General features: G+C 61.4%; 18 protein-coding genes. 7 read left to right on the top strand and 11 right to left on the bottom strand.

The genetic code is table 11. The features are described 5' to 3' along the window. Positions 1-501: 501 nt before the first annotated feature. The 3 genes from NUV89_RS19995 to arfB all read left to right on the top strand — a co-directional run bounded on the left by NUV89_RS19995 (position 502) and on the right by arfB (position 3,138). On the top strand, positions 502-1,923 hold the full coding sequence (locus NUV89_RS19995; RefSeq protein WP_257782665.1) for an amino acid permease: 1,422 nt from the start codon (positions 502-504) through the stop codon (positions 1,921-1,923). A 105-nt stretch (positions 1,924-2,028) separates the two neighbouring features. Next, positions 2,029-2,712, top strand: coding sequence for a pentapeptide repeat-containing protein (locus tag NUV89_RS20000; RefSeq protein ID WP_257782666.1), 684 nt, complete (start codon positions 2,029-2,031; stop codon positions 2,710-2,712). 12 nt (positions 2,713-2,724) lie between these two features. Beyond that, positions 2,725-3,138, top strand: a complete 414-nt coding sequence (gene arfB / locus NUV89_RS20005; RefSeq protein WP_017737978.1) for an alternative ribosome rescue aminoacyl-tRNA hydrolase ArfB — start codon at positions 2,725-2,727, stop codon at positions 3,136-3,138. Here the strand turns inward: arfB and NUV89_RS20010 are convergent. The 4 genes from NUV89_RS20010 to NUV89_RS20025 form a co-directional block, all read right to left on the bottom strand. After that, complete coding sequence (locus NUV89_RS20010) at positions 3,135-4,331, bottom strand: MFS transporter (protein ID WP_207040695.1); 1,197 nt, start codon at positions 4,329-4,331, stop codon at positions 3,135-3,137. The genes arfB and NUV89_RS20010 overlap by 4 nt on opposite strands. 104 nt (positions 4,332-4,435) lie before the next feature. Continuing rightward, positions 4,436-4,606, bottom strand: coding sequence for a hypothetical protein (locus tag NUV89_RS20015; protein ID WP_257782667.1), 171 nt, complete (start codon positions 4,604-4,606; stop codon positions 4,436-4,438). Between the two features lie 73 nt (positions 4,607-4,679). Next, the gene (locus NUV89_RS20020; RefSeq protein WP_257782668.1) at positions 4,680-4,808 is read right to left on the bottom strand and encodes a hypothetical protein; all 129 of its coding nucleotides are present in this window, start codon (positions 4,806-4,808) and stop codon (positions 4,680-4,682) included. Positions 4,809-4,968: 160 nt separating this feature from the next. After that, a complete protein-coding gene (locus tag NUV89_RS20025) occupies positions 4,969-5,280 on the bottom strand; it encodes a DUF962 domain-containing protein (protein ID WP_257782669.1) in 312 nt (103 codons plus the stop codon). Between the two features lie 162 nt (positions 5,281-5,442). Here NUV89_RS20025 and NUV89_RS20030 point away from each other — a divergent pair, with 162 nt between their 5' ends. Then, positions 5,443-6,501, top strand: a complete 1,059-nt coding sequence (locus NUV89_RS20030; RefSeq protein ID WP_257782670.1) for an AraC family transcriptional regulator — start codon at positions 5,443-5,445, stop codon at positions 6,499-6,501. Here NUV89_RS20030 and NUV89_RS20035 read toward each other — a convergent pair. The 7 genes from NUV89_RS20035 to NUV89_RS20065 all read right to left on the bottom strand — a co-directional run bounded on the left by NUV89_RS20035 (position 6,458) and on the right by NUV89_RS20065 (position 14,344). Next, positions 6,458-7,912, bottom strand: a complete 1,455-nt coding sequence (locus NUV89_RS20035; protein ID WP_257782671.1) for a TrkH family potassium uptake protein — start codon at positions 7,910-7,912, stop codon at positions 6,458-6,460. The genes NUV89_RS20030 and NUV89_RS20035 overlap by 44 nt on opposite strands. Positions 7,913-8,176: 264 nt before the next feature. Beyond that, entirely contained in the window at positions 8,177-9,520 is a 1,344-nt protein-coding gene (locus NUV89_RS20040) for an imelysin family protein (protein WP_257782672.1), read from the bottom strand. Positions 9,521-9,647: 127 nt separating this feature from the next. Further along, positions 9,648-11,699 carry a bifunctional diguanylate cyclase/phosphodiesterase gene (locus tag NUV89_RS20045; RefSeq protein WP_124524892.1) on the bottom strand — a complete coding sequence of 684 codons (2,052 nt, stop codon included), beginning with the start codon at positions 11,697-11,699 and terminating at the stop codon, positions 9,648-9,650. A gap of 490 nt (positions 11,700-12,189) precedes the next feature. Then, positions 12,190-12,414, bottom strand: coding sequence for a hypothetical protein (locus tag NUV89_RS20050; protein WP_257782673.1), 225 nt, complete (start codon positions 12,412-12,414; stop codon positions 12,190-12,192). 148 nt (positions 12,415-12,562) lie between these two features. Continuing rightward, on the bottom strand, positions 12,563-13,159 hold the full coding sequence (locus NUV89_RS20055; RefSeq protein WP_016975406.1) for a superoxide dismutase: 597 nt from the start codon (positions 13,157-13,159) through the stop codon (positions 12,563-12,565). A gap of 178 nt (positions 13,160-13,337) precedes the next feature. Beyond that, positions 13,338-13,937 (bottom strand): LysE/ArgO family amino acid transporter, encoded by a 600-nt coding sequence (locus tag NUV89_RS20060; RefSeq protein WP_017737968.1) that lies wholly within the window; start codon positions 13,935-13,937, stop codon positions 13,338-13,340. Positions 13,938-13,942: 5 nt separating this feature from the next. Then, entirely contained in the window at positions 13,943-14,344 is a 402-nt protein-coding gene (locus NUV89_RS20065; RefSeq protein WP_257782674.1) for an ACT domain-containing protein, read from the bottom strand. Between the two features lie 98 nt (positions 14,345-14,442). Between NUV89_RS20065 and NUV89_RS20070 the strand changes: the two genes are divergently transcribed. From NUV89_RS20070 to NUV89_RS20080, 3 genes are all read left to right on the top strand, one after another. Beyond that, positions 14,443-15,336, top strand: a complete 894-nt coding sequence (locus NUV89_RS20070) for a LysR family transcriptional regulator ArgP (RefSeq protein WP_257782675.1) — start codon at positions 14,443-14,445, stop codon at positions 15,334-15,336. A 52-nt stretch (positions 15,337-15,388) separates the two neighbouring features. Next, the gene (locus NUV89_RS20075) at positions 15,389-16,387 is read left to right on the top strand and encodes an NAD(P)-dependent oxidoreductase (protein ID WP_017737965.1); all 999 of its coding nucleotides are present in this window, start codon (positions 15,389-15,391) and stop codon (positions 16,385-16,387) included. A gap of 114 nt (positions 16,388-16,501) precedes the next feature. Beyond that, the gene (locus tag NUV89_RS20080) at positions 16,502-17,347 is read left to right on the top strand and encodes an ATPase (protein WP_257782676.1); all 846 of its coding nucleotides are present in this window, start codon (positions 16,502-16,504) and stop codon (positions 17,345-17,347) included. Positions 17,348-17,438 lie beyond the last annotated feature (91 nt).

Raw genomic sequence — 17,438 nt, forward strand, 5'->3', positions numbered from 1 at the left:
AGCGGTGGACCAGTTAACGATGTATTGGCTGACACACCGCCTTCGCGAGCAAGCCCGCTCCCACACAAGCCCGCTCCCACAGGTCATCTCCAGTGTCTGTAACGTCTGTATTCCGTCCTGTAACGAATAATTTACGGATTTGCCCTGTGTTTATTAGGGATGGTGGTGCTGTAAGGATTACCTGACAGTTCTGATCCTCGACGACAAGGCTCGGCCTAAAGCTTGTCTGCGTGTACAATCCGCCGCGTTTTACTGTGACCCCCCTTGCGTACCCACGCAAAAGGCCAAGACCCAGGGTTTGCCTACCCTGATCACTCCGCCTGGCCACGAGCCGGACGGGTTCGATTTCGTCACAGATAAAAACAAACAGGTGACGCATGACCGATATAAACACGCTGTACTCCTGGTGCCTGCGCTGGGGTTTGAGCGGCGCTGCTTGAGTCGAGATTCGAGCGAGCGACGTGCATTCAACATCATCAAACCTTGCGTGAGACCCTTTTCATGAGTGGACCCCATTCCTCTTCAGGCGAGCTGAAACGCGGCCTGAAAAATCGTCATATCCAGTTGATCGCCCTCGGTGGCGCCATCGGTACCGGCCTGTTCCTCGGTTCGGCCGGGGTGCTCAAATCCGCCGGTCCGTCGATGATCCTGGGCTATGCCATCTGCGGCTTTATCGCCTTCATGATTATGCGCCAACTCGGCGAGATGATCGTCGAAGAGCCGGTGGCCGGTTCCTTCAGCCACTTTGCCCACAAGTATTGGGGCGGTTTCGCCGGCTTCCTGTCGGGTTGGAACTGCTGGATCCTGTACATTCTGGTGGGCATGTCGGAGCTGACGGCTGTCGGCAAATATGTGCACTACTGGTGGCCGGAGATCCCGACCTGGGTCTCGGCGGCGGCGTTCTTCGTGCTAATCAACGTGATCAACCTGGCCAACGTCAAAGTCTTCGGTGAGGCCGAGTTCTGGTTTGCCATCATCAAGGTGGTGGCTATCGTCGGCATGATCGCCCTGGGCAGCTATTTGCTGGTCAGCGGCAGCGGCGGCCCGCAAGCCTCGGTGAGCAACCTGTGGGAACACGGTGGCTTCTTCCCCCATGGCGTGGGCGGCCTGGTGATGGCCATGGCGATCATCATGTTCTCCTTTGGCGGCCTGGAAATGCTCGGTTTCACGGCGGCCGAGGCTGACCAGCCACGCACGGTGATCCCGAAAGCGATCAACCAGGTGATCTACCGCATCCTGATCTTCTACATCGGTGCGCTGGTGGTGCTGCTGTCGCTGACCCCGTGGGACGCGCTGCTGACCACCCTCAACGCCTCCGGCGATGCCTACAGCGGCAGCCCGTTCGTGCAGGTGTTCTCGATGCTGGGCAGCAACACCGCCGCGCACATCCTCAACTTCGTGGTACTGACGGCGGCGCTGTCGGTGTACAACAGCGGCACCTACTGCAACAGCCGCATGCTGTTGGGCATGGCTGAGCAGGGCGATGCGCCCAAGGCGCTGGCGAAGATCGACAAACGCGGCGTGCCGGTGCGCTCGATCCTCGCTTCGGCGGCGGTCACCCTGGTGGCGGTGTTGATGAACTACCTGATCCCGCAACACGCGCTGGAACTGCTGATGTCCCTGGTGGTGGCCACGCTGGTCATCAACTGGGCAATGATCAGTTTCTCCCACTTCAAGTTCCGCCAGCACATGAACCGCACCGGCCAGGTGCCGCTGTTCAAGGCGTTGTGGTACCCGTACGGCAACTACGTTTGCCTGGCGTTCGTGGCGTTTATCCTGGTGGTCATGCTGATGATCCCGGGGATCCAGGTGTCGGTGTACGCGATCCCGGTGTGGGTGGCGTTTATGGCGGTGTGTTACTGGATCAAGAACAAGCGCAAGGCGCAGGCAGCCCTGAGCACAGCGGGGACGGTTCTGGAGTAAGCGTTTTCGCGTAAACAGAAAACCCGGCGCTTTGCCGGGTTTTTTGTTGGCGTTGACGGGTTAGACTCGCGCCTTGTTTTAATTTGATACAGGCCCGGAGGCTCCATGCACCCCACCGACATCGACGGCGGCACCCTGCAACGCGCTGATCTGGAAGACCTGATCGACCAGCACAGCGGCCCTTTGCGCTTGATCGGCGTGGACCTGAGCGGTGCCGACCTGTCGCGCATGGTGTTCGATCACTGGATCTTCGAACGCTGCATTCTTATCCAGACCTCGTTCCTCGGCGCCCGCCTGGAAGGCACCCACTGGAAAAGCTGCCGCGCCAGCCTCGCGATCTTCGAAGCGGCGAACCTGCTGGAAGCGCAGTTCCACAGCTGCGACCTGAACAACACCCGCTGGCAGCGCAGCAAGTTGCCCCAGGCGAGTTTCGAGCACTGCAAGTTGACCGGTGCCAACTTCACCCATTGCGCGTCGCTGGGCCTGAGTTTCAGCGAGACCCGGCTCAACAGCGCGTTCCTGTCTGGGTTGTCGTTTGCCCGCACGGTGCTGAATAACCTGGATTTCTCCGACAGCGATTTGTCGGATGCCGACTTTCGCAAGGCCGAATTGATCGACTGCAGCCTCGCTCACGCGCGTATCAACGGCGCCAACTTTGCCGGTGCCGACCTGCGGGGCGCGGATTTGAGCGGGTTTCGCCTCAATGATGCGAAACTGTTCAAAGGCGCCGTGATTTCCAAAGCCCAGGCGTCGATGTTGTTGTCCGAATTGGGCTTGTCCGTTGCCTAGGGTTTTTGATTGATGCTGGTGATTTCCAACAATGTGCAGCTGCCGGATGCCGAGATCGAGCTGACCGCGATTCGCGCCCAGGGCGCCGGTGGGCAGAACGTCAACAAGGTGTCGAGCGCGGTGCACCTGCGTTTTGATATTCCGGCGTCGTCGTTGCCGGAGTTCTACAAGGAGCGGCTGCTGGCGCTGCGCGACAGTCGCATCACCAGCGAAGGTGTGCTGGTGTTGAAAGCTCAGCAATACCGGACCCAGGAGCAGAATCGCGCGGATGCGCTGGAGCGCCTGGTGGAGCTGATCCTCAGTGCCACCAAGGTCGAGAAGAAGCGCCGCCCGACCAAGCCCACCCTGGGCTCGAAAAAACGCCGGCTGGAATCCAAGACCAAGCGCGGCAGCATCAAGGCCGGGCGCGGCAAGGTCGACTTTTAGTCGCCGCGTGCCTCGCGGGCCTTGGGCGCTTGCCGGTACAGGTAGACGCTCAGCAGCAAGCCACCGAGGGCGGCGAGGGCGGCGAAGAGGAAGATCGACGCAAAGCCGAACCCTGCCGCAACCGCGCCGGCCAACGGACCGGTAATCCCCAGCGACAAGTCGATGAACAGCGAGTAGGCCCCCACCGCCGAGCCGCGGCTGGACGCCGGCACCAGGTTGACCGCTTCGACGCCCAGCGCAGGAAACACCAGGGAAAAGCCAAACCCGCTCAACGCCGCGCCGGCCAATGCCAGGTTGGCGTCCGGCGCCAGCCACAACAACAGCAGGCCGAGGATTTCCACGGACAGGCAGGCAATCGCCACGCGAAAGCCGCCGATCCGGTTTATCAGGTTGCCAAACAGCAGGCGTGCGCCGATAAAACTGGCGCCGAACAGGCTCAGGGCCCACACGGCGTTATCCCAGTGCTGGGTGGTGTAATACAGGGTGATAAAGGTGGCGATGGTGCCGAAGCCGATGGAGCCCAGCGCCAAGGCGCAACCGTGGGGCAATACGCGGCCCAGCACATTCATGAAGGGCAGGCGCACGCCGGCGACGATGGGCGCGGGCTCCTTCTTCCAGGCCAGCAGCAGGCCGATGATCGCCAGCAGGATGATGCTGACGCCCATGCTCCACAGGCCGAGATGGCTGACCAGCAGCACCCCCAGCGGCGCGCCGACGGCCAGGGCGCCGTAGCTGGCGATGCCGTTCCAGGAAATGACCTTGGCCGTGTTGGCCGCGCCGACGCGGCCGATGCCCCAGCCGATGGCGCCCGAGCCGACCAGGCTCTCTGCGCTGCCCAAGACCAGGCGGCCAATCAGCAGGCTACCGAGGCTGACGGCCGGCAGGCTGGCAAACCATGCCGCCAGCAGCATGAACACACCGCTCAAGCCGCAGCCCGCCAAGCCGATCAGCACAGCGCGCTTGCTGCCCAGGTTGTCGATGATTTTGCCGGCGTACGGGCGGCTCAGCAGGGTGGCCAGGTATTGCACGCTGATTACCAACCCGGCGATCACGGCGCCGTAGCCCAGCGTACTGTGGACATAGCCCGGCAATACGGCGAGGGGGATGCCGATATTCAGGTAGCCGATAAAGGTGAACAACACGATGGAAACAACTTGCAGCGTGACCGCCATGGGGCGCTGGGTATCTGGCATGGGAGAGGTCCACAGTCGCAGCAGGTAAAGATAGGCTGCTAATGATACCGGTGGTTGGGCGCGTGCAGGGCGGTAAATCGCAAAAACGTCGGATCAAAAAGACGTCAGGGTTGGGAGGGGGCGAGCAGTTGGGTGGTGACCAGGGCGGCCAAGGCGTTTTCCGGGGTGCCGAAGCGCTTGAGCAGCACGGCTTGTTTGTCCGCGCTGAGGCGGTTCCATACGTCGACCATCTGCATGGCAGCGTCGAGCACGGCGGTGTCTGGGGTGTTGGTCATGGGGGTATCCAGGTCTATTCAGGCAGTGTGGAAAGCGCTCAAAGCTGCGCTTTCCACACGGTCTGGTACGGCGTCAGTCCAGGCTTTCGCCGTCGACTGGTTTGGCTTCTTTGGCCTCAGGCTGCTTGTCGCTGGCCTGCTGCGGTGTTGGCTGCTCAGTTTCGTGCAGGCTTGGGAAGGGGAGATTAGGTATCTCGTGCATCGTCGTCGCTCCTCGCAAGGTCTGTTTTTTTCAATCGCAGGTGATTCCGCGCTCTCAAAAAGCCTTGGCAGGATACAGCACTGCAAATGACAAAAAGAATTTTATGTCGGCGGATGTCGGAACTTTCATTATTTAACGCAAGTGACATGAGGTCACAGGGCTAGAACGGCACCTTGCCGAGGATCATGTCGCGATACATCACGAAGTCCCCCAATAAGCTGTAGAACGGGTGCTTGAACGTCGCCGGACGGTTCTTTTCGAAGAAGAAGTGGCCGATCCAGGCAAAGCTGTAGCCGGCGATTGGTATGGCCAAAAGCAAGCCCAGGGAACCCCGGCCGATGGCATAGGCCAGGATGCCGATCACCAGGGTCGTGCCGATAAAGTGCAGGCGGCGGCAAGTGCTGTTGCCGTGCTCTTTCAGGTAATAGGGGTAGAACTCAGCGAAGCTATTGAATTGCTTGACGTTTTCCACGGTGGCCGGCCCTTTGATTGTTGTGCCGCCCAACAGATGTTCGGCGGGGAGCTTATTTGAGTCTAGAGTGATCAGTGGTAACAGCCAGTGACAATAGATGCCACTTTAGTATCCTTGGCTTTCCTGGCTGCCGTTTGAAGCCTGCTTTATTAAGAAGACGCCATGAGCGAACGAACAACTTCTGCAAGCTGGGCGATGGGGATAGTCAAGGCATTGGAGATGGACGGCCTGGATTGCCGAGCCTTGTTCAAGCAGCTGGGCCTGGACTACAGCGCCCTGAGCGATCCCGATGCGCGGTTCCCGCAAGACTCCATGACCCGCCTGTGGCAGCGGGCGGTGGAGCTGTCGGGCAACCCGGCGATTGGCTTGAACATGGGCAAAGTGGTGCGCCCCGCGTCGTTTCATGTGGCGGGGTATGCGCTGATGTCCAGCAACACGCTGGCCGAAGGCTTTATGCGCCTGGTGCGTTACCAGCGGATCATCGCTGAAAGTGCCGACCTGAGTTTCCGCCTGTTAGCCGAAGGCTATGCGCTGATTCTGACGGTGCATGGCGATCATCTCCCACCGACCCGGCAAAGCGCTGAGGCCTCGCTGGCCAGCGCCCTGGCCCTGTGCGGCTGGTTGACCGGGCGCACGCTGCAGCCGCGCAAGGTACTGTTGCAAGGCGATCAGCCTGAAGACCTGGTGCCCTATAAACAGGCGTTCCATGCCCCCCTGGAGTTCAACGCGCCGTATGACGCGCTGATTTTCGAGCGGGCGGATATGGACGCGCCGCTGCCCACCGCCAACGAGGCCATGGCGTTGCTGCATGATCGGTTTGCCGGCGAATACCTGGCACGCTTTTCGGAAAGCCGCGTGACCCACAAGGCGCGCCAGGTGCTGTGCCGCCTGCTGCCCCAGGGCGAGCCCAAGCGTGAGGTGGTGGCCCAGACCCTGCACCTGTCCCAGCGCACCTTGCAGCGGCGTTTGCAGGAGGAGGGCACCAGTTTCCAGACCTTGCTCGACGACACCCGTCGCGAACTGGCCGAGCAATACCTGGCGCAGCCGAGCATGACGTTGCTGGAAATTGCCTACCTGTTGGGGTTTGCCGACCCGAGCAACTTCTTCCGCGCATTTCGCCGCTGGTTCGATGCCACGCCCGGCGAATACCGGGCGCGGTTGCTGGAAGCGACGGCGATCAGTGGCGCCAGAACGCCGGAATACACAGCACAAACACTGTAATGATCTCCAGCCGGCCCAGCAGCATGCCCAGCGACAGGATCCACTTGGCCGCATCCGGCAGGCTGGCGAAGTTGCCGGCCGGGCCGATGGTTTCCCCCAGGCCCGGGCCGACGCCGGACACGGTGCTGGCGGCGCCGGTCAGCGCGGTCATCCAGTCCAGGCCGAGCAGCGACAGGGCCAGGGCGATGGCGCAGATGGTGATGGCGAAGAAAAACGAGAAGGTCAGGATCGACCGCACGATCTCTTCGTCGAGACGGTGGCCGTTGTACTTCTGTTTGATTACTGCGCGCGGGTGAATCAGTTGGTTCAAGTTGGCCTTGAGCAGGATGTAGGCGACCTGGAAGCGGAAGATCTTGATCCCGCCCGCCGTGGAGCCCGAGCAACCGCCGATAAAGCCCAGGTAGAAAAATAGCATCAGTGAGAAGTTACCCCACAGGCTGTAGTCCCCGAGTGCGAAACCGGTGGTGGTAACCACGGAAGTCACGTTCAGCGCCACGTGGCGCAGGGCGTCCAGCCAATGCAGGTCGGTGGTCCACCAGTACCAGGTGCCGAGCACCAGCCAGGTCACCAGCAGCAAGCCGAGCAAACCCTGCACCTGCTGGTCTTTTACCAATGCCTTGCGGTTGCCGCGCAACGTGGCCACGTACAGGGTAAATGGCAAGCTGCCAAGGATCATCACCACCACGGCGACCCAATGCACCGCCGGTTGTTTCCAGTGGGCCAGGGACTCGTCGGAGGTGGAAAACCCCCCGGTGGAAATCGCCGACATCGCGTGGTTGATCGCATCGAACAAACCCATCCCGGCCCACCAGAACGCCAGGCTGCCGAGGATGGTGATGCCCACGTACGCCGCCACGATCAGTCGCGCCACCATGTGCGAGCGCGGCATGACCTTTTCCGAGCGGTCCGAGGATTCGGTCTGGAACAGGCGCATGCCACCGATGCGCAGCAGCGGCAGGATCGCCACCGCCATGCCGATAAAGCCGATGCCCCCCAGCCAGTGCAGCAGCGAACGCCACATCAGGATGCCCGGGGACATGCTGTCCAGCCCGCTCAATACCGTGGAACCGGTGGCGGTGATGCCGGACATGCTTTCAAAAAACGAGTCGGTGTAGCTGATGTGCTGGGTCAGCAGGAACGGCAGTGCGGCAAAGATGCACACCACCACCCAGCTGGTGACGGTCAGCAGGTACATGTCCCGTGGCCGCAGGTGCACGTGTTCCGGGCGCCCAGGGATGACCAGGGCCAGGCCGGCGAGAAAGGTAATCATGCTGGCCCACAGGAACGAAGGCAGGTCTTGGGTGCGTTCGAAGATCACCAGGGTGGCCATGGGCACGACCATGGCGATCGCGAGGGTGATCAGGAAGATGCCGATGATGAAACCGATGATGCGTAGGGTCGGCAACGCCATGAAGTGAGCTCGGGTGATTGGGCAGAGGCGCCATTCTACCTGCGGTGCAGGTCTTGTAAACCGGGGCTGGGAGCAACACAGAGCAACTGTGGAAGCTGGCTTGTGTGGGAGCGGGCTTGCTCGCGAAAGCGGACTGTCAGTGGCAGAAGTGCTGAATGACCCACCGCATTCGCGAGCAAGCCCGCTCCCACATGGGGTTTGTGGTGTTTGATCCAGGCATAAAAAAGGCGACCCGAAGGTCGCCTTTTTTCAACTCGGTACTGATCAGAACTCGTGATCAGCGTTATCCGGGTTCAGGTCGCTGATGCCCAGCTTACCCGCTGCCGCTTCGATCGAACCGGTCTGCTTGACCAGGGCGGCGATGGCGTCGCGTACGATCTGGTTGCCCGCATCGTTACCGGCAGCGATCAGCTGGTCGTAGTGCTCACCTTTGCCAGCGTGATCGACCATGACCTGGATCTTCGCTTCGGTCGCCGCCAGGTCAGCCTTCAAGGCGCTGTCGGCAGCCGGGTCGGCCTTGGCCACCAGGGACGACAGGCTGGCGCCGGTCATCTTGCTGCCGTCGGTGCGGGTGTACTCGCCCAGGTAGACGTTGCGGATGCCCTTGGCGTCGTAGAAGTGCGAGTTGTGGGTGTTGTCGCTGAAGCAGTCCTGCTCGTCTTCCGGCGAGTTGGCTTCCAGGGAAACCTTCATGCGCTCACCCGCCAGTTCGCCGAGGGACAGGCTGCCCATGCCGAACAGCATTTTGCGCAGGCCGTCGGTGGCCGGTTCTGCCTCCAGGGTGGCGCGGTAGTTGTCGGCGACGTTTGGCTTCCAGTTGCCGACCATTTCTTCCAGGTCGCTCACCAGCAGTTGGGTCACGGCGCTCAGGTAAGCGCGGCGACGCTCGTTGTGGCCGCCCGTGGCGCCGTCACCGGTCAGGTAGTCCGACGCCGGACGGTTGCCGGCGCCAGGGCCGGTGCCGTTCAGGTCTTGGCCCCAGAGCAGGAACTCGATGGCGTGGTAGCCGGTGGCGACGTTGGCTTCGGAACCGCCCAGCTCATTGAGGCTGGCGAGTTTTTCCGGGGTGATTTCCTTCACGTCGACTTTGTCTTCGCCGACCTGGATCTCGGTGTTGGCGATGATGTTGGCGGTGGCGCCCGGGTTGCCCAGGGCGTGTTCGTAGGACTTGTCGACGTAGTCGATCAGGCCTTCGTCCAGTGGCCATGCGTTCACCTGGCCTTCCCAGTCGTCGATGATGGTGTTGCCGAAGCGGAACACTTCGCTCTGCAGGTACGGCACGCGGGCGGCAACCCATGCGGCGCGGGCGGCTTTCAGGGTTTCATCGTTTGGCTTGGCGAGGAACGCGTCGATTGCGGTTTGCAGGGTTTTTGCGGTGGATTCGGCGTCGCTGTAGACCGCGAATACCATGTCAGCGTAATGCGCGACCACTGCCTTGGCGGCTGCTTCGTCAACCTGGCCGGCAGGGGTGGCAGCCGCTGGAGCGGTAGTGCTGGCAGCCGGGGTCGGCGCCTGTGGCGCGGCGGCCTTGTCTTTACCTTCGCCGCAACCGGCGAGAGAAATGGCAATGGCCAGCAGACTGGCGGTGGCCAGGGGCATACGAATCATGGCGAACATCCTGCTTCGGTTGTTGATAGGGCGCGCGGGGGGAGCGCAAAACTGCGACATAATGCGAAAGATTTGCATTTTGTGTAAAGGCTTAAACGCGGGAAATATTCAGTATTGGTTTACTGAATCAGAGAATCGCCGCGTTATTGCGCTCGGACTGTTTCAAAAAAGCCGCCAGCTCCCGGGCCGGCAGCGGTTTGCTGTAGTGATAGCCCTGCCCCTCGTGGCAGCCCTCGGAGATGATGTACGCCTCCTGCTCGGCGGTTTCCACGCCTTCGGCGATCACCTGCATGCCCAGGCTTTTGCCCAACTGGATGATGGCTCGCACGATGGTGGCATCGTCGTCGTCATCCAGCAGGTCCTGGACGAAGCTCTTGTCGATCTTGATCTTGTCCAGCGGCAGGCTTTTCAGGTAGCTGAGGGATGAGTAGCCGGTGCCGAAGTCGTCGATGGCGATCAACGCCCCGGAGCGGCGCAGGCTCAGCAGGTGTTGCGCGGCGGTGCTGATGTCTTCCATCAGGCCGGTTTCGGTGACTTCCAGCTCCAGGCTGCGCGGCGGCAGGCGGTAGATCTGCATCAGGTTGTTGACCACCCGTGGCAACTCGGTGTGGTGCAACTGCACGGTGGACAGGTTGACCGCCATGCGCAACTCGGTGAAACCCTGGTCATGCCATTCGCGCAACTGCCGGCAGGCCTGGTCCAACACCCATTCGCCAATCGCAATGATGGTGCCGTTCTGTTCGGCCAGCGGGATGAACAGGTCGGGCGGCACCAGGCCGTGCTCCGGGTGCTGCCAGCGGATCAGCGCTTCGACGCCCACCACGCGATGCTCGCGGTAGCTGATCTGCGGTTGGTACACCAGGTGAAACTGGTTGCGGCTCAGGGCGTCGCGCAGGTCTTTTTCCAGTTCGCGGCGGCGGCGCATTTCGCTGTCCACGCTGGCGATATAGAACTGGTAGCGATTGCGCGAGCGGCTCTTGGCCAGGGTCATGGTCTGCTCGGCTTTTTGCAGCAGCTTCTCGGTGCTGTCGCCGTCTTCCGGGAACAAGGTGATGCCGATGGTGGCGCGCAGGCGGATCTGCTCGTGGTCGAGGGCGAACTCCGCTTCCAGGTCGTCGAGGATGCTTTGCGCCAGTTCGGCGGCTTCGTAGGGCTGGTCGATGTCGGCTTGCACCAGGGCGAACTGGTCGCCGCCCAGGCGGGCGAGGGCGCCGAGGCGGCCACTGTGGGCGCGCAGGCGGTCGGCCAGGGCCAGCAGCAGTTGGTCGCCGGCCTGGTAGGTGAACTGCTCGTTGACGCTTTTGAAGTCGTCCAGGCCCACACACAATACCGCCACGCGGCGTTGTCGGCGGCCGGCGTCGATGAGGATCTTGTCCAGTTGCTCCTGCAGTTTCTGGCGGTTCGGCAAACCGGTCAGGAAGTCGTACTGCGCCATGCGCCGCAGGCTGCTCTCGGCCTCGTGACGCAGGTGGGTGTTGCGCTCGATGGATTCGAGCAACTGGTTGGCGGTGTTGATCCACAGCCCCAGTTCATTGCGCTCATGGCCTTTGAGCTGGGGGATCTTGTGTTCGCTGGGGCGGTCCGGGTTGATCGACGTCAAGTGCTCGATGATCCGTGACAACGGCTTGGTCAGCAGCCAGTGATAGACCAAGTACAACACCAGGCCCATGGCCAGGGCGCGCAGCACCCCGGATATAAAGATAATCACCGAGCTGACAATAAAACCCTTGCCGTAGGTGGCGGTGTCGAGGGTGATGCTCAAATCGCCGTAATACTCGCTGTAGGGGCCTTTGCCCACCAAGGCCGTGGTGAATGTGCGTTCCTGGCCAAGAATCAGGTCGGTCAACCAGCGGCTGGGGGATTGCTGCAAGGCGCGGCTTTTTTCGGCGAGCATGGTTTCGTTGGGATGGCCGATGGACGCCATGCGCACGGCGTCGTCCTGAAACAGGCCCTCGATGACCTGCATACCCATCTCGCGGTCGAGGCTGTAGACGGCCTGGGTCGAGGGGTCGCGGAACATATCGAGGATGCGCTGGGCGTCGCTGGCCACGGCCTGGCGCGTCTTATAGGCGTCAAAAACGATCTGCGCCACGCTCAGCGCCACACCCACGACCAATGCCGACAACAGCACGACCCGTAGCAACTTCACCGACAAGCTGTTTTTGAGTTCCAGCTTCAAAGGGTTATTCCTTGTTCCATGCGGGTAGCCTCAATATGCCATGAGTATTGGCAATCTCGTGATGGCAGTCAAAGGGACATTCGGGCAATCACACAAACTTACGAAAGATGGAACCAGCTCCGTGAGATTTGCCACTGAGGCGACGAGAGGAATACACCTCTCGTTCTAATTCGGAGTATTGACTTATGTTGACGGCATTGGGTGTAGGTGGAGGAGCAGCGGCTGCTGCTGCGGCGGCGTTGGCCCCCGTTGTACTGCCACTGGCTGGTCAAGCGGCGAGCATGGCGGTGGATGTTGCGAAACAAGCAGTAGGTAGTGTTTTAGGGGCGGTGGGCGGTGAGACGAAACAGCAGCCATTCAAATATTGAAGGATCAGGCTTGCTGCTGACCTTGGAAGGTGGCGCAGGGTTGAATCTGCGTCACCTTTTCCTTCGTAACCCGCACGCCTGGACGGCCCAGGCATCAGGCGGGTGTACTGGCCACGTGGCGTTTACAGATTGAAGGTAATCGCCTGCTTTGCCTCTGCTGGCGGGCTGGCAAAATTCACGGGTTCGGTTGGCGAACCCGTGCTTTCACCCGCTATCTTCTTTGCTGCTGCATCTGCAAACGGTTGCAGCAGCGGCGCGATCGCCTTGACCACATCGCCCACCACGGGCAGCGCTGCTTTCAACAGGTCGCCGACGACAGGGAGTGCTGAGAGTGCGTTTATAGTCATCGTAAATTCTCCGATACGTATATGGGATAAGTCTCTCTCGCTGAATGTGTGGTGGGAGAGATTGGCGAAGTTCCTGCGCAAGGTGCGACATTCTGTAAGGCACAAAAAAGCCCGGCATTCGCCGGGCTCTTTGTACTGCAAGCGTTGCTTAGGCAGTGAAGGTCTTGCCTTCGAACTGCTCAGCCACGAACTTCCAGTTGACCAGGTTCCAGAACGCTTCCACATACTTTGGACGCACGTTGCGGTAGTCGATGTAGTAAGCGTGTTCCCAGACGTCGCAGGTCAGCAGCGGGGTATCGCCATTGGTCAGCGGGTTGCCGGCGCCGATGGTGCTGGCCAGGGCCAGGGAACCGTCAGCCTTTTTCACCAGCCAGCCCCAACCGGAACCGAAGGTGCCGACGGACGTCTTGGTGAACTCTTCCTTGAACTTGTCGAACGAACCGAACGCAGCGTTGATGGCTTCAGCCAGCGCGCCGGTAGGTTGGCCGCCGGCGTTTGGCGCCAGGCAGTTCCAGTAGAAGGTGTGGTTCCAGACCTGAGCGGCGTTGTTGAAGATGCCGCCCGAGGAAGACTTGACGATCTCTTCCAGGGTCTTGCCTTCGAACTCGGTGCCAGGCACCAGGTTGTTCAGGTTCACGACGTAGGTGTTGTGGTGCTTGTCGTGGTGGAATTCCAAGGTTTCCTTGGAAATGTGCGGCTGCAGGGCATCGTGTGCGTAGGGCAGCGGCGGCAATTCGAAAGCCATGATGATTCTCCTAATCAGGTCAGTTGCGGTGAGCGCAAGGCCGATCACGGGCGGCCAAACAAGCGCCGGGGAGTTTGTACTCTTTGCGGCGCAGGGGCAGGATCATAGCACCGGGGGTGCGGCAAAACCACGCAACAACTGTGTGGGATAGAGGTTCCAGAGCGTTTTGGAATATTCGTCAGGCGGCGATCAATTGATAGGCCACGCTGAACATCATCACCGCCACCAACAGGTCCAGCAGGCGCCAGGTGGCCGGCCGCGCCAGCCACGGTGCCAGCCATGCCGCGCCGAGGGCCAGGGTGGCGAACCACAGGAACGACGCACTGGCCGCCCCGGCTACATAGGCACCGGGTTCGGTTTGCTGTGCGCCGAGCGAGCCGATCAGCAGCACCGTGTCCAGGTAGACGTGGGGATTGAGCAGGGTCACCGCCAACGCGCTGAGCATCACGGCACGCAGGGAACGGGTCTTGAGGTTGCCGCCTTGCTCCAGGCTCTGCCGGGAAAACGCCCGGCGCAGCGCCAGGGTGCCGTACCACAACAGGAACGCCGCGCCGCCCCAGCGGGCAATCGCCAGCAGCAGCGGGTTTTGCGCCAACACCGTCGCCAGGCCGAATACCCCGGCGGCCACCAACAATGCATCGCACACCACGCACAGCGCCGCGACGGGCAAGTGATGCTCACGGCGCAGGCTTTGCGCCAGGACAAACGCGTTCTGGGTGCCGATGGCCATGATTAAACCGAGGGCCACCAACAGGCCATTTACGTAGCTTTGCCACATAGGATTTACTCCGCGCCCGCCGCCAGTTGCCGTAATACCTGCATCGCGCGTTCGGCATCGGCGCGGCCAACGAACAGGTGGTCGTGGTAATAACCGGCAATCACATTGCAACTGATGCCGGCCTGGCCCAGTGCACTGGCGAAGGCGGCGGTGAGGCCCACGGCCTCCAGGGCCGAATGCACGTTCAGGGTGATCCACGCGGCAACGTAGTCGAAGGCCAGGCCGGCCTGTTCCGCCTGCTGGCGCTCGACAATGACCGTCAGGCCTTCGCTCTCGCGAAAGCTGCCGATCACCTCGCAACCTGCCGGGATGCGCTGGTCGGGCAGGGTGCAGAACACATAATCGCCGTCATTCAGCTGCGGGCTCATGCTGCGCAGCAGGGTTGCCAGGGCGGTTTCGCCAGCCATGTGAGATTCCTAAGATAGAGAGAAGCAATGCTGGTCATTCTCACGGGCTAAGCTGTATAAGAAAAACCAATATTGCTGATCGCTCATTAGAGAAACTGATGTTCGACTATAAATTGCTTTCCGCCCTGGCAGCGGTGGTGGAACAGGCCGGCTTCGAGCGCGGCGCCCAGGTGCTCGGGGTGTCGCAATCGGCGATCTCCCAGCGCATCAAATTGCTGGAGGCGCGCATCGGCCAACCGGTACTGGTGCGCGCCACGCCGCCGACGCCCACCGACATCGGCCGGCGCCTGCTCAACCATGTGCAGCAAGTGCGCCTGCTGGAGCGCGACCTGCAAAGCCAGGTGCCGGCGCTGGACGCCGAAGGCATGCCCGAGCGCCTGCGCATCGCCCTGAATGCCGACAGCCTCGCCACCTGGTGGGCCGAGGCGGTCAGCGTGTTTTGTGCCGAGCAACACCTGTTGCTGGACCTGGTGGTGGAAGACCAGACCGTCGGCCTCAAACGCATGCGTGCCGGTGAAGTGGCGGCGTGTATCTGCGCCAGCGAACGCCCGGTGGCCGGGGCGCGCAGCTTGTTGCTTGGCGCCATGCGTTACCGTGCGCTGGCCAGCCCGGCCTTTATCGCCCGGCACTTTCCCGAGGGTGTACGCGCCGATCAACTGGCGCGCACGCCGGCGTTGGTGTTTGGCCCGGATGATTTCCTGCAACACCGCTACCTGGCGTCCCTCGGCGTCGACGGCGGTTTCGAACACCATTTGTGCCCGTCGTCCGAAGGCTTTATCCGCCTCACCGAGGCCGGGCTCGGCTGGGGCCTGGTGCCGGAATTGCAGGTGCGCGATCAACTTGAAAGGGGCGTATTGGTGGAGTTGTTGCCAGATAAGCCCATCGATGTGCCGCTGTACTGGCATCATTGGCGCAGTGGCGGGCAACTGTTGGGCTTGTTGACCGACCATCTGGCCCAGGCGTGTGGCCAATGGTTGGTGCCGTTGGAGTGATGGCGCGCGTCAAGGCAACAGCGATGAAAAACGAAAGAGCACGGAGTAATACATGAAAATTCTGGTCACCGGCGCAAGCGGCTTCATTGGCGGGCGCTTTGCGCGTTTCGCCCTGGAGCAAGGCCTGGACGTACGGGTCAACGGGCGGCGTGCCGAAGGTGTGGAACACCTGGTCAGGCGCGGCGCCGAGTTTATCCAGGGTGATTTGAATGATGCCGACCTGGTACGCGACCTGTGCCGCGACGTCGAAGCCGTGGTGCATTGCGCCGGCGCCGTGGGGCTGTGGGGCAAATATCAGGACTTCCATCAAGGCAATGTGCTGGTGACCGAGAATGTCGTCGAGGCCTGCCTTAAACAGCGTGTCGGGCGCTTGGTCCACCTGTCGTCGCCGTCGATCTATTTTGACGGCCGCGACCATTTGGGCCTGACCGAAGAGCAAGTGCCCAAGCGCTTCAAGCATCCTTATGCGGCGACCAAATACCTGGCCGAGCAAAAAGTGTTCGGCGCCCAGGAGTTCGGCCTTGAAGTGCTGGCCTTGCGCCCGCGCTTTGTCACCGGCGCCGGTGACATGAGCATCTTCCCGCGCCTGCTGAAAATGCAGCGCAAGAACCGCCTGGCCATCGTGGGCGACGGTTTGAACAAAGTCGACTTCACCAGCGTGCACAACCTCAACGAAGCGTTGCTCAGCAGTTTGCTCGCCACCGGCTCGGCGTTGGGCAAGGCCTACAACATCAGCAATGGCACCCCGGTGCCGGTGTGGGATGTGGTGAACTACGTGATGCGCCAGATGGAATTGCCGCAGGTGAAACGTTACCGGTCCTATGGCTTGTCCTACAGCGTGGCGGCGCTCAACGAAGCGTTCTGCGCGATGTGGCCAGGGCGCCCGGAGCCGGCGCTGTCGCGCCTGGGCATGCAGGTGATGAACAAAGATTTCACCCTCGATATCAGCCGTGCCAGGCATTATCTGGACTACGAGCCCAAGGTCAGCCTGTGGACCGCCCTCGACGAGTTCTGCAGTTGGTGGAAGGCCCAGGACCCGGGGCTGAAGTAAGGTCACAACAGGCAACACATCGGGAACCGAATTCGTGGTTCCGGGTCGATCAGAGCATCAGGACCGCGGTTTATACTCCCGCCGCTCGCCACCTCACCGATTCAGGGTTGATTCATGCGTAACGATGCCAAAGATGATTTCGACAACGTTCCCAGCCTGCGGGCCGATTTGGGTGATGACGACGATTTCGAACCTACCCCCGCCACGTCGGTGCGCTCGCGCAACACGCCGGTGGTCAAGGTCAAGAGCGCCAGCACCGGGCCCTTGTGGGCCTTGATCGGCGCGTTGCTGATCGCCTTTGCCGGCCTGGCCTGGTGGAGCTTCCAGCAGATTTCCCTGATGGGCCAGCAACTGGTCGCGACCCAGGAAAGCTTTGCGCGCATCAGCGAAGAAGCGGCGGGGCGCCTGCAGGATATTTCCGGCAAGGTCGTCGCCAGTGAAGCCAGTGTGAACAACGGCAGCGAAGCGCTGAAGTTGCAGATCCGCCAGTTGGAAACCCAGTTGCTCGAACAGGGCAAGCAACAGGTTGGCGTGGCCGGCCAGGCCACCGAGCTGGACAAGCGCCTGGCACAAATGAGCGCCAGCACCGCCGAGCTGTCGAGTGCCAACAGCAAGCTGCAAGGCCAGGTCCAGGCCCTGACCGACGCCGTGGCAACCCTCAAAGCGGCGCAAGGTGATGCGGCCAAGCGCGATGCCGAGTTCAAGGAACTGGTGGCTGATGTGGCCGCGCTGAAGAAACAAGGCAACCCCAGTGCGGCCATTGCCCGTCTGGAGCAGGACCTGGTGGTGCTCAAGAGTGCCCAGGACAACCCGCCGGCCAACAGCGATGCGCCGAGCAACAAGGAGTTTGATCTGTTCCGCATCCAGACCACCCGCAACATCACCACCTTGCAGAGCCAGGTGCAGAACCTGCACCAACGGCTCACTGAGCCGGCGAAGGTCATTCCGCTGAGCCAGTGACTGATCGTCAACCGGCTCGAACTGTGGGTGCGGGCTAATGTGGGAGCGGGCTTGCTCGCGAATGCGGTGTATCAGAAACACATTCGGTGAC

Source organism: Pseudomonas sp. 18.1.10 (genome assembly GCF_024655625.1).
In the GTDB taxonomy this organism is placed as follows: domain Bacteria; phylum Pseudomonadota; class Gammaproteobacteria; order Pseudomonadales; family Pseudomonadaceae; genus Aquipseudomonas.

Bases quoted from the DNA above. Each gene is read 5' to 3' on its own strand.
- NUV89_RS19995 (WP_257782665.1), top strand. From the start codon at position 502: ATGAGTGGACCCCATTCCTCTTCAGGCGAGCTGAAACGCGGCCTGAAA.
- NUV89_RS20000 (WP_257782666.1), top strand. From the start codon at position 2,029: ATGCACCCCACCGACATCGACGGCGGCACCCTGCAACGCGCTGATCTG.
- arfB (WP_017737978.1), top strand. From the start codon at position 2,725: ATGCTGGTGATTTCCAACAATGTGCAGCTGCCGGATGCCGAGATCGAG.
- NUV89_RS20010 (WP_207040695.1), bottom strand. From the start codon at position 4,331: ATGCCAGATACCCAGCGCCCCATGGCGGTCACGCTGCAAGTTGTTTCC.
- NUV89_RS20015 (WP_257782667.1), bottom strand. From the start codon at position 4,606: ATGACCAACACCCCAGACACCGCCGTGCTCGACGCTGCCATGCAGATG.
- NUV89_RS20020 (WP_257782668.1), bottom strand. From the start codon at position 4,808: ATGCACGAGATACCTAATCTCCCCTTCCCAAGCCTGCACGAAACTGAG.
- NUV89_RS20030 (WP_257782670.1), top strand. From the start codon at position 5,443: ATGAGCGAACGAACAACTTCTGCAAGCTGGGCGATGGGGATAGTCAAG.
- NUV89_RS20035 (WP_257782671.1), bottom strand. From the start codon at position 7,912: ATGGCGTTGCCGACCCTACGCATCATCGGTTTCATCATCGGCATCTTC.
- NUV89_RS20040 (WP_257782672.1), bottom strand. From the start codon at position 9,520: ATGATTCGTATGCCCCTGGCCACCGCCAGTCTGCTGGCCATTGCCATT.
- NUV89_RS20050 (WP_257782673.1), bottom strand. From the start codon at position 12,414: ATGACTATAAACGCACTCTCAGCACTCCCTGTCGTCGGCGACCTGTTG.
- NUV89_RS20055 (WP_016975406.1), bottom strand. From the start codon at position 13,159: ATGGCTTTCGAATTGCCGCCGCTGCCCTACGCACACGATGCCCTGCAG.
- NUV89_RS20060 (WP_017737968.1), bottom strand. From the start codon at position 13,937: ATGTGGCAAAGCTACGTAAATGGCCTGTTGGTGGCCCTCGGTTTAATC.
- NUV89_RS20065 (WP_257782674.1), bottom strand. From the start codon at position 14,344: ATGGCTGGCGAAACCGCCCTGGCAACCCTGCTGCGCAGCATGAGCCCG.
- NUV89_RS20070 (WP_257782675.1), top strand. From the start codon at position 14,443: ATGTTCGACTATAAATTGCTTTCCGCCCTGGCAGCGGTGGTGGAACAG.
- NUV89_RS20075 (WP_017737965.1), top strand. From the start codon at position 15,389: ATGAAAATTCTGGTCACCGGCGCAAGCGGCTTCATTGGCGGGCGCTTT.
- NUV89_RS20080 (WP_257782676.1), top strand. From the start codon at position 16,502: ATGCGTAACGATGCCAAAGATGATTTCGACAACGTTCCCAGCCTGCGG.